The sequence below is a fragment of the Amycolatopsis sp. NPDC057786 genome, assembly GCF_042797905.1.
GTDB lineage: Bacteria > Actinomycetota > Actinomycetes > Mycobacteriales > Pseudonocardiaceae > Amycolatopsis.
Window position 1 is genome coordinate 1 of record NZ_JBHVKW010000110.1, and the last position, 13,377, is coordinate 13,377.

The window sequence follows — 13,377 nt, forward strand, 5'->3', positions numbered from 1 at the left end:
GGTTAGAACCCGAAACGCCACTCACGACCCCGGCACGTGCGGACTTGCAGACACCGCCTAGGTACCTGAAGGCGTGCGGCCTGCCAGTGCGGGGCAGGGCTGAGCCGGCGTGGTGCGAAAGCCGCCTTCGCACCACTGAATGTTGCGAAAGTGGCTTTCGCGACGCCGAACGAGAGGCGGCGGTGCACCCACCCGTCGTCAGACGCTCGACAGGTCGATCGCCTTGTCGATCTCCTTCGGCATCAGCACCCGCAAAAGCCCTTCCAGCAGGTAGTAGTCGGCGTAGGGCAGCGAAACCTCGACGCCGTCCTCGGCCCGGCGGTTACGCGTCCCTCGCGCCACGATCGCCTCGGCGCGGGTGGACTTCGTGGTCAGGCACGTGTCGCACAGCGCGGTGAGGATCCGGATCGCCGCCTCGCGGTAGTGCGGCCGGTTCGCGACCTTCGCCAGGTCGAGCAGGCCGCACGCCATCACCGCGCCGGCGGAGGAGTCCTTGACGTCGTGCGGCGCCTGCGGCGCGAGGTAGTCCCACACCGGCACGTTGTCCGGGGTGAGGGCGCGCAGCGCGAAGTCGGCCAGGCGTTGCGCGGTCCGCAGGAACAGCGGGTCGCCGGAACGCCGGTACATCGTGGTGAACCCGTAGATCCCCCACGCCTGACCGCGCGACCAGCAGGAGGTCGGGCTGTAACCCTGCACGGTGTTCGGGCCGATCTCGGCGCCGGTGCCGGGGTCGAAATCGAAGACGTGCGGCGTCGAACCGTCCGGGCGCAGGAAGACCCGTTCGGTGGTCTTCGCGTGGGAGACGGCGATGTCGAGGTACTTCCGGTCGCCGGTCTGCTTGCTCGCGAAGGTCAGCAGATCCAGGTTCATCATCGTGTCGATGATGACCCGGCCCGCGTTGTCCGGGGTACCGAGCGCGCCCCACGCCCGGATGAATCTCCCCTTTTCGTTGTAGCGCTGGATGAGCGACGCGGCGGCGGTGAGCGCGCCGGTGCGCCATTTCTCGTCGCCGGTGAGCCGCCAGCCGGTCACCCATGACGGGTAGAAGAGGAATCCGAGGTCGTGGTCCCGCGTCTCGTGCTGGCGCGGTGCCAGCTTTTCCGCCGACGCCATGGCGAGGGCGCGGAATTGTGGATCGCCGCTGTAGATCGAGGCGAGCCACAAAGTGCCGGGCCAGAATCCGCCGATCCAGCCACCGTTCTGCGAATAGGTCCATTTCTCGAACCGCGTGATCTCCGGAAAGGCTGAAACGCCGGGTGCGACGGCCCGTAGCTTGGTGACCGCGTAGTCGGCCGTTCGGCGGAAAGTCCTTAAGCTGTCGGCTGCTTCTTCGGCCGCGCCGGCGGCCGGGGTGATCGTCGTCGCCGCGACGGCGGCGATGCCGGGAACATGGGTCAGCAGGGTTCGCCGGGAAACGCTCACAATGCCCGCCATTCGTCAGTGGGAATGCGTCACGGGAGTTTCGCACGACGATCAGCGCATTGTGAAGGCCATTCAAGGTTGTGAATAAACGGCTCGCTCAGCGGGACAAATGGGCGAAGGCCCGGCGTTATGGGGTACGCCGGGCCTTCGCGATCAGGGGGTCACGAGCACTTGGGCGCCACCGGCAGGTCCGAGCCGGTCTGCACGTAGGTGTCGGAGACGTAGTGCCCAGGGCCGATCCGGTCCCAGACGTTGCTGGTGCCGAACCTGCCGGTGACGGTCTCGCCCTCGACGTAGCACTCGATGGTGACCTTCGCGTAGTTCGCCGCGAGGCCCTTGATCGCCGCGGTGGTGCTCGCCGAAGCCCGGACGTTCATCGGGTCGCCCGCGGTGGTGATGACGCCGGTCGGACCCGAGCCGGTCCACAGGTAGGAGACGTTGACCCAGCCGTTGTCCGTCATCTTCAGGCCGTCCCAGAAGGTGCCGTCCGCGAGGTCGATGCCCGCCGGATTGGCGACCCTGCGGCCGAACTCGTCCTTGCCGCCGTTGTAGCCGTCCTGGTACGCGGCCTGCGCCTCGGGCTTGCCCTGCGGCAGGTTCTTCCACATCTGGCGGGTGGCCGACGGGTTCCAGTAGTCGTCCTTGGTGTTCCACGGGCCGACGTCCCACACCGGCGCGTACTCGCAGCGGCTGTTGTCGGTGCGGCAGACCCGGACGGTGTAGTTGCCGGTGTTCTTCGGTGCCAGGCCGCGGCCCGAGGGGAGGGCGACGAAGTGGTCGCGGGACTTGATCACGTGGCCGTTGGCGGTGGTGCCGCCGACGAGGCCCTCGCGGGTGCCGTAGACCCGGTACGTCAGCGCCGCCGCGGCCGCGCCGATCGCGTTGACCTGCGGGCCGAGCTCACCCTGAAGGGTGACGTCGCTGACCTTCGCGGTCACACCGTCGGTCACCGTGCGCAGTCCGATGCGGACCTGGACCGTGGAGACGGAGGCGGACAGCTGGGCGGCGCCGCCCTCGGTGGGGGTCCACTCCGTCCAGTCCTGGGAGTTGAGTTTGCCTCGGACGTCGACCTCGACCTCGGTGCCCTTCGGCGCGTCGGCGGTCACCTGGGCGGTGACGCGGTTCACCGGCTTTCCGAGCTTCTGCTCGGCGAGCAGCAGGTAACCCTGGCTGCCGACGGAGTCGGGCTTTCTGTGCCAGGCGGCGTTTTCCAGGCTGAGCACGCCGCCGTCGCTGCGGACGTTGACGTCGTCACCGTCCACAGTGGACAGGTCGGCTCGCCAGCTTCCTTCGGGCGCCGCGTTCGCGGGGCTGGCGGCCAAGGCGGTGACCGCCCCCACGGCCAGCACGGCCGCCATCACCCGGCGGGCCTTAACGGTCCGGACCATTCCGGTCTCCCTTCGAGCACTCTCGGTTGCTACGAAGGGAGCTTCGCCGGGGCGTGTACACGATCGATACAAACGCGATTCGGCACCTGTTGCGGAGGGTGAACCCCCCGGCGATCAGGCGCTCGCGGAATCGTCGTAGGAGGCTTCGGCCGATTCCTGCAGGCGCGAAGCGAGCGCGGATTCCTGTGGCCGTGCGGAAAGTTCCCGCCACAACGCCAGCGCGCGCTCCGAATACGTCCGCGACCGCTCGGGCTGGCTCAGCGCCTCGTGCAGTTCCCCGAGCAGCTGGGACACCTCGGCCTCGGACCGGCGGTCCCCGTTGCGCCGGTGCACACTCAGCGAATTGACCAGCAGCAGTTGTGCGTGGGCAAGGTCGCCGCTGTGCAGATACAGCTCGCCGAGGTTCTGGTTCGCGTAGCCGACGCAGTGGTCGTCGCCGAGTTCGTTGAAGATCGCGATGGCACGGTCGACCCACTCCCGCGCGCCCGCGAGGTCGCCCTGGTGCTGGCGCAGCATGGCGAGCCGTTTCAACGCGTGCGCCTCGCGGTGCCGATCGCCCATCCGGGCCGATTGGTCGAGCGCCTCGGTGAACCAGCGTTCCGCGTCGGCGTACCGGCGCCGCGCCAGCCACACCGCGCCGATCGCGATCCGCGCGACGGCCTCGCCGTGCGGATCGCCTGCCGCCGAGAACTGGTCGAGCGCCGCGTGACAGTGCTCCAGCGCGACGGTGTCTTCGCCCTTGATCCGCAGCACGGTGCCGAGCCCGGCCAGCGCGATCGCCGCGCCCCGCGCGTCGCCGATCTTGTCGAACAGCAGCTGCGACTGCTCGAACGCGACCAGGGCCTCGGCGTAACTGTCCTGGTACAGCTGGATCTGCCCCAGGTTGCGCTGGATGATCGCCTCGCCGCGGACCTCGCCGGACCGGCGGGCGGCGGCCAGCGCGACGGCGTGCGTGTGCATCCAGTCGTCCTGGTGACCGCGCTGGTCGAAGTACGGCGCCAGCGCGGCGGCGAGACGCCAGGCCAGCGAGTCGAAACCCAGGTCGGCGGCGAGCGAGACGGCGGCGACGCAGGTGTGCCGCTCGGCGGCGAACCACGCGGCCGGATCCTCGATCAGCCGCGCGGTGCCCGGCGGGAGCGCGGGCTGGACGGCCGTGTCGTCCCGGTAGAGCCCGAAGAAATGGATCGGCATCCGGTCCGCGGCTTCGACCGCGAGCGCGAGATAGCCCTCCAGCACCCGTTTCGTGGCGTCACGTGCCTTCGTCGGGACGTCCTGCGCCCGCAGTTCGAGGGCGTAACACCGCAACAGGTCATGCAGGCGGTAGCGGGGCTCGCCGGTGGCGTCCGAGCCGCTGAGCTCGACCAGATGAGCGTCCACCAGCACATCGAGGACGTCCTCGCCGTGCCTGCGACCGAGCAGGGCCGCGACCACCCAGCCGGGGAACTGGACCGAGCCGAGCCCGCCGAGGCCGCGGAACGCGGTCGCCGCCGACATCGGCAGAAGGTCGTAGCTGAGCGTGACACTGGCCCGCACGGCGAGATCGCCGACGCGGAGTTCGTCCAATCTTCGTCTTTCGTCCCGCAGCCGGTCGGCCAGCACGCGCAACGTCCAGCCCGGCCGGTGGGTCAGCTTCGCCCCGGCGACCCGGATCGCCAGCGGCAGATATCCGCAGTGGCGCAGGATCGCGGTCGCGCACTCCGGCTCCGCGGCGACCCTTTCGGTGCCGACGATGCCTTCGAGCAGCTTCGCGGCCTCGGCTTCGGGCAGCAGGTCGACGTCGACCGGGGTGGCCCCGGCCAGATCCGGCATCCGGACCCGGCTGGTGATCAGCACCGCGCAGGAACCCGCGCCGGGCAGCAGCGGGCGGACCTGCGCCGCGCTGCCGGCGTCGTCGAGGACGACGCACATCCGCAGGGTCGCGAGCCGGGAACGCAGCAACGCCGCGCGCTCCGGAAGATCACGCGGCAGTCCCGCGTCGGGGACGCCCAGGGCGCGGAGCAACTCGGCGAGGACGGACATCGGTGGGCGGGGCGAGGACGACGTCCCGGCGAGGTCGACGTGCAGCTGACCGTCCGGGAAGTCGTCACGGACCGCGTGCGCCACCCGGATCGCGACGGAGGACTTGCCGATCCCCGGCGCCCCGGACAGCACCGCGATCGCCGGTTTTCCCTGTTCCCGGCGGTCGTGGAAGAGGCGGACGAGTGCGCTGACCACCTCGTCGCGGCCGGTGAAGTCCGGCAGGTCCAGCGGTAGCTGGCAGACCGGCGTCACCGGCACGGTGAGGGCGGCGGTCACCGCGTCCTGGGTCGCGGACGGCGTGAGAACCAGGGATGCCCGCAGTTCCCGCAGCCGCGGCCCCGGCTCGGTGCCGAGCTCGTCGGCCAGTACCTTCTCGGCCGTTTCGTAGGCCTCGATCGCGTCGGCCGTGCGGCCGTCGGCCCGCAGCGCCACGATCAGCTGCTGCCAGAGCTCCTCGCGCAGCGGATGTTCGGTGACCAGTCCGCGCAGCTCGGCGACGGCCTCGGCGGTCCGGCCTAGTTCGATCCTCGCCCGCAGGCGCTGTTCCTGGACCGCGAGCCGCAATTCCGTCAGCCTGGCGACGGTCGCGCCCCAGCCGTGGTCGTGGGGGAGACCTTCGAGTACCTCGCCGCGCCACAGCGCTTCGGCCTGGTCCAGCAGGCCCAGCGCGGATTCGGCTTCCCCGTGGCCGAGCGCGTCCTGCGCGCGGGCGGCCAATTCGCCGAAGCGGATGTGGTCGATCTCCTCGGGGCCGGCTTTGAGGATGTATCCGGAGGCCCGGCTTCCGATGCGCTCGCCGAGTTCGGGGTCGTGGTCGGCGAGGCGTTTGCGGAGTGAGTGGACGTAGGTACGGATGTTCGCCGCCGCCGACCTGGGCGCGGACGAAGGCCACAGGACCTCGATCAGCAGTTCGGTGGAGACGACGACGTTGGGCTGGAGCAGGAGAGCGGCCAGCAGCAGCCGGGGTTTGGGGCCGCCGAGTGGCACCACCTGCCCGTCCACCGCCACTTCGAGCGGACCGAGAACGCGAAACCCGAGAATAGTCACCTAAACCGCCAATACGGCAGGAGCCCCATATCCGCCGATAATATTGCCGTCCCGCCATGGTTGGCTAGATCCATTCGCATGCATGTGCAGACAGCCCGCCGGCGTTTGTACGTGATGTGTACGACGCCGGTCGACCCTGAAGCCATGAAGCGTTCAAGTGTCCGGCGGCTCGCCGGTTTCTTTCTCGTGCTGGTGACGGCGGGCGCCTTCGGCCTCGCCGGAGCCACTCCCGCACTGGCCGCGGCCACCGGGACCGTGAAGACGGCGGGTGATCCGCTGAACGTCCGCCGCGCCCCGAGCACCTCCTCGACCGCGGTGCGCACGGTGGCCAACGGCGCCACGGTGACCATCGACTGCCAGACGACCGGGACCTCGGTCACCGGTCCGCTGGGCACCACGACGTTGTGGGACTACGTCCCCGCGCTGGGTGGCTACATCTCGGACGCCTACGTCTACACCGGCTCCGACCAGCGGATCGCCCCCGACTGCGGAGTCGGTTCCGGCAGCGCCGAATGCTCCACCGGCGTCTGCGCGGGCGAGGGCCAGTTCCGTTCGTCGGACGCGCATTTCCTCGTCTACGACAGGAACGCCGACGGCAAGTCCGCCGTGGTCGCGTACTGGCTGAAGGGCGGCGCCGGCCCGTTCTACGTCTGGGCTTCCGGCGGGAACGGCACCCATGTCGACAAGGCCGTGCCGGTCGCGAAGGGATCGTGGGTCTATTACAAGGTCTGCGTCGCCGACGCCGCCGCGAATCCGACGCTCGAGGCCTGTAGTGGCGGCATCACCGATTACGCCGCGTGAAATCCCTCCCCGTTCTTTCCCCACTTCGAAAGGTTGAATTTTCATGGGCCAGGTGAATCGGCGTGCGGTACTCCTCGGTGGGGCCGCGGCGGTTTCGGCGGCGGCGTTCTCGTCGTCCGTGCCTTCGTGGGCGAACGCGAGAACACTGGCGGCGGCGCCCGCCATCCACGACCCGTTCCAGCTCGGTGTCGCTTCGGGTGACCCGTTGCCGGACAGTGTCGTGCTGTGGACGCGGCTCGCTCCCGCCCCGCTGAACCCGGACGGCTTCGGCGGCATGCCGGACGCTTCGTACACAGTGGACTGGGAAATCGCCACCGACCAGGCGTTCTCCTCGGTCGTGCAGAAGGGCGCCGTGACCGCGGCCCGCGCCTCCGGGCACAGCGTCCACATCGAACCGGTCGGCCTCCAGCCGGGACGGGAATACTTCTACCGGTTCAAGACCAGCGGTCATATCTCGCCCGTCGGCCGGACGCGCACCGCGCCCGCCGCCGGAGCCGCGGTGAACCAGCTGAAGTACTGCTTCTCCTCCTGCCAGCACTGGGAGGAAGGCTGGTACCACTCGTACAAGGGCATGCTCGCCGACAACCCGGATCTGGTGCTGTTCCTCGGCGACTACATGTACGAGCGGAAGTCCGGCCGCGCCGCGGCCGACCGGAATCCGCGCAAGCTGGCGTTCACCGAGGACGTGACGACGCTCGCCCAGTACCGCGCCCGGCACGCCCAGCACAAGACCGACGCCGACCTCCAGAACGCGCACGCGATGGCGCCGTGGATCGTGGTCTTCGACGACCACGAGGTGATGAACAACTGGAACGGCACCACCAGCCCGGCGACGGACGCGCGCAAGGCCGCCGGTTTCCAGGCGTTCTACGAGAACATGCCGATCCGGTCCACCGCGAAACCGAGCGGCGCGTCGATCCGCCTGTACCGGCAGTTCGGCTGGGGGAACCTCGCCCGGTTCCACATGCTCGACACCCGCCAGTACCGCAGCGCGCAGGTGCCGGACCCGTCCGGCTCGGCGGGCCCGTCGTGCACCGACATGCGGTCGACGTCGCGCAGCATCCTTGGCACGGCACAGGAGGCGTGGCTGCTGAAGGCGCTGGAGACGCATCCGGCGAAGTGGGACTTCCTCGGCCAGCAGGTCTTCTTCGCCACCCGCGACGGTGACGGCAACAAGGCGACCTGCGAGAGCCCCGATTCCTGGCAGGGTTACGAGGCTTCCCGCGACCGGATCGCGAAGGGCATCGTGGACCGCAAGGTGCCGAACCCGATCGTGCTGACCGGCGACGTCCACCGGCACTGGGCGGCCGATCTGCGCCGCGACTACTTCAACCACAGCGACCCGGTCTTCGGTTCGGAACTGGTGACGACCTCGGTCACGAGCAACAGCGACACCGCGACCGATCCGTCGTCGACCTGGCTGTCGAACAACCCGCATGTCAAGTACTGCCGGGGAAAGCGCGGTTACGTCCGGGTGACGGCGTCGCAAACGCAGATGCGGGCGGACTTCATGACGGTTTCGGACACCAGCGAGTACGACTTCTCGAAGGTGATCCTGGCCGCGGACCGCAGCTACGTCGTCGAGGCGGGGAAACCGGGGTTGCAGCGGGTCTAGAGCGGGCTGAAAGCGTCCTTCGCCTCGTCTGACGCGGTGAAGGACGCTTTCGTCGCATCCGATGCGGTGAAGGACGCTTTCAGCCCACCGCCCTCGGGTCAGGAGAGCAGGTCCACCAGCGCGTCACCCCGGGGCGTCCGCACCACGAGCACCACCTGACCTTCGCGATGCCGCTGGATCAACCCCGCCGAGACGAGCTGTTCGCAGTGGTAGGTCGCGGTGCTCGCGGCGCAGGACAGCAGATTCGCGATCTCGCCCATCCGGGCGGGCTTTCCCAAGTGCCGCAACAGTTTCGCCCGGTGGGCGCCGACGACCAGGTCGAGCCCGTCGACGCCGGGGGCCGGTTCGGGCTTTCCACCGTCGAGGAGACCGTCGAGCCCCGGCAGCGGGTAACCGATCCAGACGGCGTCCTCTTCGTCGAAGTTGGACACCACCGAGCGGCTGCCCGCGAGCATCGGGACGAGGATGAGTTTGCGGCCGCGGACGGTGTACTTCGCCGGCTCGGCGTCGGGCAGCAGCAGACAGCCGTTGCTGAACCGGAAATGCGGCCGCAGCAGGCCGAGTACCGCGTCGGTCCCGCCACGGACCGACGCGACGCCGATCCGTTCGATTTCGCGGTCGAGCAGGGGACGGGCCCTGCTCCAGAGGTTTTCGGTCGCCAGCCTGGTCGCGGTGAAGGCGTCCGCGAGCGAAGCGGCCCAGCGTCTCGGGTGGTCGGCGGCCTGCCGCCAGTGCGCGGGCACTTGATCGCCGAAGACCTCTTCCAGGCCTTTCAGGACGTCGGCTTCCGTCAGCTCACGCAGCATTTCCGCCTGGGCCGCGGCGGAACAGTCCTCGCCGGGGCTGCTCGGGACGATGAAGTCCGGTTGCACCGAGGTGCCGCGGCGGGCGAGCGAGCTCGCCGCGCGGTATCCCTGCTCGGGGATCGCCGAGCCCACCTGACGGCGCCAGGGGGCGGGCAGGCCGCGGTCGTACCCGCCGACGACCTCGACGAGCATCGAAACCAGGGAAATGTGCGGGGAAACCGTCACACCGACCGGGATCGTGCTGGTGTCACCGAGTTCGAGCCGGGTAAAAGAAGCCGGGGGCGGCGTCTCGCGCATCCGGTCGTCCCTCCTGGGAGTGGGCGTCGCAGCACGCGATGTTAGCGCCTCCGGTCAATACCCGGCACCCGGCCCGAAAACGACCGAAAGGCGCTTTCCCCAGGTCGGAAGCGGGGAAAGCGCCTTTCGGCCGGTGCGGCGACCTCAGTGGGCGAGTTGCTCATTCATGATGAGGAACGCGCCGAGACCGTGGAAATCGTTGGTGTTGCGTTTACGTGCGTAGTAATACGCCGTGTCGCCGACGTTCGTACCTTCCGAGATGTTCGAGATATCGGTCATTCCGTCGGGTCCGGTCGAAACCTGGGACAAAACCCCGCGGTAGCCCTTCGTGGCCACGTGCCGGTACTCGGCGCCGATGTAGCCGCGTTCCACCGCGCGGGAGAGCAGGAAGGTGTACATCGCCGAAGCCGACGTCTCCAGCCAGTTGTCCTTGTCCCCGCCCCGGTCGACGACCTGGAACCAGCGGCCCGAAGCCCGGTCCTGCCAGCGGGTGTAGCCCGCGGCGAGGAATTTCACGACGTCGACGAGCCGACGGCGTCGGGGATGGTCGCGGGGGAGGATTTCGAGGAGATCGATCGCCGTCATCCCGAGCCAGCCGATCGCGCGGCCCCAGTGGAATTTCGAATGCCGTCCGGGCCCCGACGCCCACGGTTCCGAACCGTCTTCGTCGTAGGCGTGGTACAGCAGGCCCTTCGCGGGCTCCTTGAGCCGGTCGAAGTAGACGCTGACGTTCTTCGCGGCCTCTTCGTAGCAGTAGGCGGTGTCACCGAAGGTCTTGCCGTACAGGGCGAGGAACGGCTGCGCCATGTACACGCCGTCCGCCCACAGCTGCCCGACCCTGCTCGTGGCGTGGAACATCCCGCCGTCGGACGTCCGGGGATAGGACGGGAACCGGGCGCGCAACTGGTCCGCCGCGGTCTTGTACTTCGCCTGCCCGGTTTCGGTGTACAGCAAGGGGAACATCTGCCCGGAGCGCATCGCGTCGAGGTTGGTGAACTTGTTGGAGATCCCGCTCTCGGTGACGAACCGGTCGTACCAGGCGAGGATGAAGTCGAGGTAGGACTTCTCGCCGGTGCGCCGGTACACCAGATACTGGCCGTAGAGGTAGAGGCCGCGGGTGTAGCTCCAGCCGCCGAGGGTGGCCGGGGTGTGGCGCTTCATCGTCGAGTCGACGACGGCGCGCGACCAATCCACCGGAGCCGCCGACGCCACGCCGGGCAGGGCGAGCGCGCCGACGGCACCCGCGGTTCCCGCCAGGAGCGTGCGCCGGGAAAGCCGTGCCGCGCGAAGAGGAGCTGAGGACATTCGAGGCCCTTTCCTACGTCGGGAAACGGGTCGCCGGGCGGAATTTCCTTGTGGGACAACGTCTACCCGTGTGCTCATCGGCGAGTCAAGAGAGATCCGATCTCTTCCCGCTGGGCGGCACTCTCCGGCGAAGCCGCCGGCTCGCCTACGATCGGTGCGTGAACGAGCTGACCTTCCGCGGGCGCCGCGTCGCCCGGGACCGCGCCCTGGTCATGGCGATCGTCAACCGCACCCCCGACTCCTTCTACGACAAGGGGGCGACCTTCTCGGATCCGGACGCGCTGGCCGCCGTCGCCGGGGCGGTGGCCGACGGCGCGGACATCGTCGACATCGGCGGGGTCAAGGCGGGCCCCGGCGCGGAGGTCGACGTCGAGGAAGAGATCCGACGGGTGGTCCCGTTCGTCGAGCGGATCCGCGAACTGCACCCCGGCCTGGTGATCAGCGTCGACACGTGGCGCCACGAGGTGGGCAGGCGCGCGGCGGAGGCTGGCGCGGACCTGATCAACGACACGTGGGCGGGAGCCGATCCGAAACTGGCCGAGGTCGCCGCCGAGTTCGGCACCGGCTACGTCTGCTCGCACACCGGGAACGCCGTCCCGCGGACCCGCCCGTTCCGGGTGCGCTACCCGGATATCGTCGCGGACGTCGTCGCGGAGACCACGGCGCACGCCGAAGCCGTCGTCGCCCTCGGTGTCCCGCGTGAAGGGGTGCTGATCGATCCGACGCACGACTTCGGCAAGAACACGTGGCACAGCCTGGCGCTGCTGCGGCACGCGCGGGAACTGGCCGACACCGGCTGGCCGGTGCTGATGGCACTGTCCAATAAGGACTTCGTCGGTGAGACGCTCGGCGTGGAACTCGCGGAGCGGGTCGACGGCACCCTAGCCGCGACGGCCTGGGCGGTGGCCGAGGGGGCCAAGGTGTTCCGGGTGCACGAGGTGCGGCGTACCCGTCAGGTGCTGGAGATGATCGCGTCCATCCAGGGGACGCGTCCGCCCGCGCGCGCCATCCGAGGGCTGGCCTGACCCTGGCGAAACGCGACATTCGCGTGATTGAAGGCGGAACTCGCGTGATTGGAGAGCGAACACCGAGTTCCGGCTTCAATCACGCGAGTTACGGCCTCAATCACGCGTGATCCGGCGGAGAACACGCGTCAGCCGTCCAAGGGGATGACGGCCGAAACCGTGGTGCCCGAGCCGGGGTCGCTCGAGACGGTCAGTTCGCCGCCGAGCGCGCGGACCCGGTCACGGAGGCCGTGCAGTCCGGAGCCGCCGCCGAGGTCGGCCGTGCCGGTGCCGTCGTCGTGGACGTCCACCCGCAGGCCGTCGTCCTCCACGCGGATGCACACGCGGACTTCCCCCGCCCGCGCGTGTTTCAAGGCATTGGTGACCGCCTCCGAGACGACGAAATACGCCGTCGCCTCGACGGCGCCGCTGAGCCGCGGCACGTCCGCGCCCGCGAGGTCGACGGCGAGCGGGACCCGGTCCAGCAGCGACCGGACCGCGGGGATCAGCCCGGCCTCGGTGAGGATCGCGGGCCGGAGCCCGCGCGCGAGTTCGCGCAGTTCGGTGACCGTGGCCTGCAGTTCGTCGATGGTGCTCCTCAGCAGCGTCGCGACGGCGGGCGTGAGTTCACTCGCGAGCCGGCGCTCCGCCATCCGCAGCAGCAGGACGACGCTCACCAGGCGTTGCTGCGCGCCGTCGTGCAGATCCCGCTCGACCCGCCGCCGTTCGTCGTCGGCGGCGGCCACGATGCGGGCGCGCGACGCCTGGACCTCGACGAGGCGCTCCTCCAGTTCGGCGGCGAGCCGCTGGTTGTCCAGCACCAGCCCGGCGGCCGCGTTGAGCGCGTCGATCGACCGGCTGTCCTTCCACACTTCGTCGTCCTGCACCAGCGCGGCCAGCCCGGTGCCGTCGCGTTCCAGCAGAAGCCGGATCATCTCCGCGTTGCCGACCCGCGCCCGCAGCACCCCGATCAGGAACGTCAGCGGCCACAGGCAGAACGAGATCCGGTAGACGTCCAGCAGGGGTTCGGCGAGCGGGTGCCCGGAGCCGAGCGCGCTGCCGACCGTGGTGCTCACCGCGCCGACGACGGCGATCGCGAGGACGGGGGAGAGCAGCCGCCGCTGCGGAATCCGCCCGGTGAGCCAGCGATACAGCAGCACCACCACGACCCCGCCACCGATCAGCGCGCCGACCAGTTCCAGCAGCCGTTTGACCAGCTGTTCGGCCTCCGGCGAGGCGGCGACGGCGGCGAGGTTCTGCGGATCGTCGTTGACCAGCAGGCCGAGGACGGCCGACCCGAAGACCACGGCGTACGCGGAGAAGGCGAGCGCCCGTTCGGTGCGTGACCGGAGTCGCCCGTTCGGGAAGGCGAGCACGAGATGCGCGATCACCGGGCTGGACGCGGCCGACAGCGCCAGCCCGGCCGTGTGCACCAGCGGCTGGTCGGCGAATTGCAGGTCCTCGGTGAACAACGCGAGCCCGGCCAGCGCGATGAGCAGGCCGATGGGGTTCGAGGCGCGGCGCACGTGCGCGATGGCGCCGGCGAGGAGGAAGAGGAACCCCGTCGTCGTGGACAGGGTGGTGTCGAGCACGGTGTGCGTGCCGTCGGCGATCTTGAGCGTCGACGCGACGACGCCCATTCCGATCCCGGCGGTCAGCACGCCCGCCATCGC

Annotated in this window: 9 protein-coding genes; 3 read left to right on the plus strand and 6 right to left on the minus strand. The window is 69.5% G+C overall.

Annotated elements, in window-relative coordinates; all coding sequences use genetic code 11:
• Positions 1-198: 198 nt before the first annotated feature.
• The 3 genes from ACFVM3_RS35655 to ACFVM3_RS35665 all read right to left on the minus strand — a co-directional run bounded on the left by ACFVM3_RS35655 (position 199) and on the right by ACFVM3_RS35665 (position 5,876).
• Positions 199-1,422, minus strand: a complete 1,224-nt coding sequence (locus ACFVM3_RS35655) for a glycoside hydrolase family 88 protein (RefSeq protein ID WP_378444316.1) — start codon at positions 1,420-1,422, stop codon at positions 199-201.
• Positions 1,423-1,583: 161 nt separating this feature from the next.
• Entirely contained in the window at positions 1,584-2,810 is a 1,227-nt protein-coding gene (locus ACFVM3_RS35660; protein WP_378444299.1) for a hypothetical protein, read from the minus strand.
• Positions 2,811-2,924: 114 nt separating this feature from the next.
• A complete protein-coding gene (locus ACFVM3_RS35665; protein ID WP_378444300.1) occupies positions 2,925-5,876 on the minus strand; it encodes a BTAD domain-containing putative transcriptional regulator in 2,952 nt (983 codons plus the stop codon).
• 144 nt (positions 5,877-6,020) lie between these two features.
• On the opposite strand from ACFVM3_RS35665, the gene ACFVM3_RS35670 reads away from it, so the two are divergent.
• Positions 6,021-6,677 carry a hypothetical protein gene (locus ACFVM3_RS35670; protein ID WP_378444301.1) on the plus strand — a complete coding sequence of 219 codons (657 nt, stop codon included), beginning with the start codon at positions 6,021-6,023 and terminating at the stop codon, positions 6,675-6,677.
• Between the two features lie 43 nt (positions 6,678-6,720).
• Positions 6,721-8,292: an alkaline phosphatase D family protein gene (locus ACFVM3_RS35675; protein ID WP_378444302.1), complete on the plus strand. Its 1,572-nt coding sequence runs from the start codon at positions 6,721-6,723 to the stop codon at positions 8,290-8,292.
• Between the two features lie 98 nt (positions 8,293-8,390).
• On the opposite strand, the gene ACFVM3_RS35680 is transcribed toward ACFVM3_RS35675, so the two are convergent.
• Together ACFVM3_RS35680 and ACFVM3_RS35685 are read right to left on the minus strand one after the other, a co-directional pair.
• On the minus strand, positions 8,391-9,395 hold the full coding sequence (locus tag ACFVM3_RS35680) for a winged helix-turn-helix domain-containing protein (protein WP_378444303.1): 1,005 nt from the start codon (positions 9,393-9,395) through the stop codon (positions 8,391-8,393).
• 144 nt (positions 9,396-9,539) lie between these two features.
• Positions 9,540-10,700, minus strand: coding sequence for a glycoside hydrolase family 105 protein (locus ACFVM3_RS35685; protein WP_378444304.1), 1,161 nt, complete (start codon positions 10,698-10,700; stop codon positions 9,540-9,542).
• A 158-nt stretch (positions 10,701-10,858) separates the two neighbouring features.
• Between ACFVM3_RS35685 and folP the strand changes: the two genes are divergently transcribed.
• On the plus strand, positions 10,859-11,725 hold the full coding sequence (gene folP / locus ACFVM3_RS35690; protein WP_378444305.1) for a dihydropteroate synthase: 867 nt from the start codon (positions 10,859-10,861) through the stop codon (positions 11,723-11,725).
• Between the two features lie 128 nt (positions 11,726-11,853).
• On the opposite strand, the gene ACFVM3_RS35695 is transcribed toward folP, so the two are convergent.
• Positions 11,854-13,374 carry a sensor histidine kinase gene (locus tag ACFVM3_RS35695; RefSeq protein WP_378444317.1) on the minus strand — a complete coding sequence of 507 codons (1,521 nt, stop codon included), beginning with the start codon at positions 13,372-13,374 and terminating at the stop codon, positions 11,854-11,856.
• Positions 13,375-13,377: the final 3 nt, after the last annotated feature.

What these genes read in the sequence shown, in the direction of transcription:
- ACFVM3_RS35675 (WP_378444302.1), top strand. Translation starts at nt 6,721, where the DNA reads ATGGGCCAGGTGAATCGGCGTGCGGTACTCCTCGGTGGGGCCGCGGCG.
- ACFVM3_RS35680 (WP_378444303.1), bottom strand. Translation starts at nt 9,395, where the DNA reads ATGCGCGAGACGCCGCCCCCGGCTTCTTTTACCCGGCTCGAACTCGGT.
- ACFVM3_RS35670 (WP_378444301.1), top strand. Translation starts at nt 6,021, where the DNA reads ATGAAGCGTTCAAGTGTCCGGCGGCTCGCCGGTTTCTTTCTCGTGCTG.
- ACFVM3_RS35685 (WP_378444304.1), bottom strand. Translation starts at nt 10,700, where the DNA reads ATGTCCTCAGCTCCTCTTCGCGCGGCACGGCTTTCCCGGCGCACGCTC.
- ACFVM3_RS35660 (WP_378444299.1), bottom strand. Translation starts at nt 2,810, where the DNA reads ATGGTCCGGACCGTTAAGGCCCGCCGGGTGATGGCGGCCGTGCTGGCC.
- ACFVM3_RS35695 (WP_378444317.1), bottom strand. Translation starts at nt 13,374, where the DNA reads ATGGCGGGCGTGCTGACCGCCGGGATCGGAATGGGCGTCGTCGCGTCG.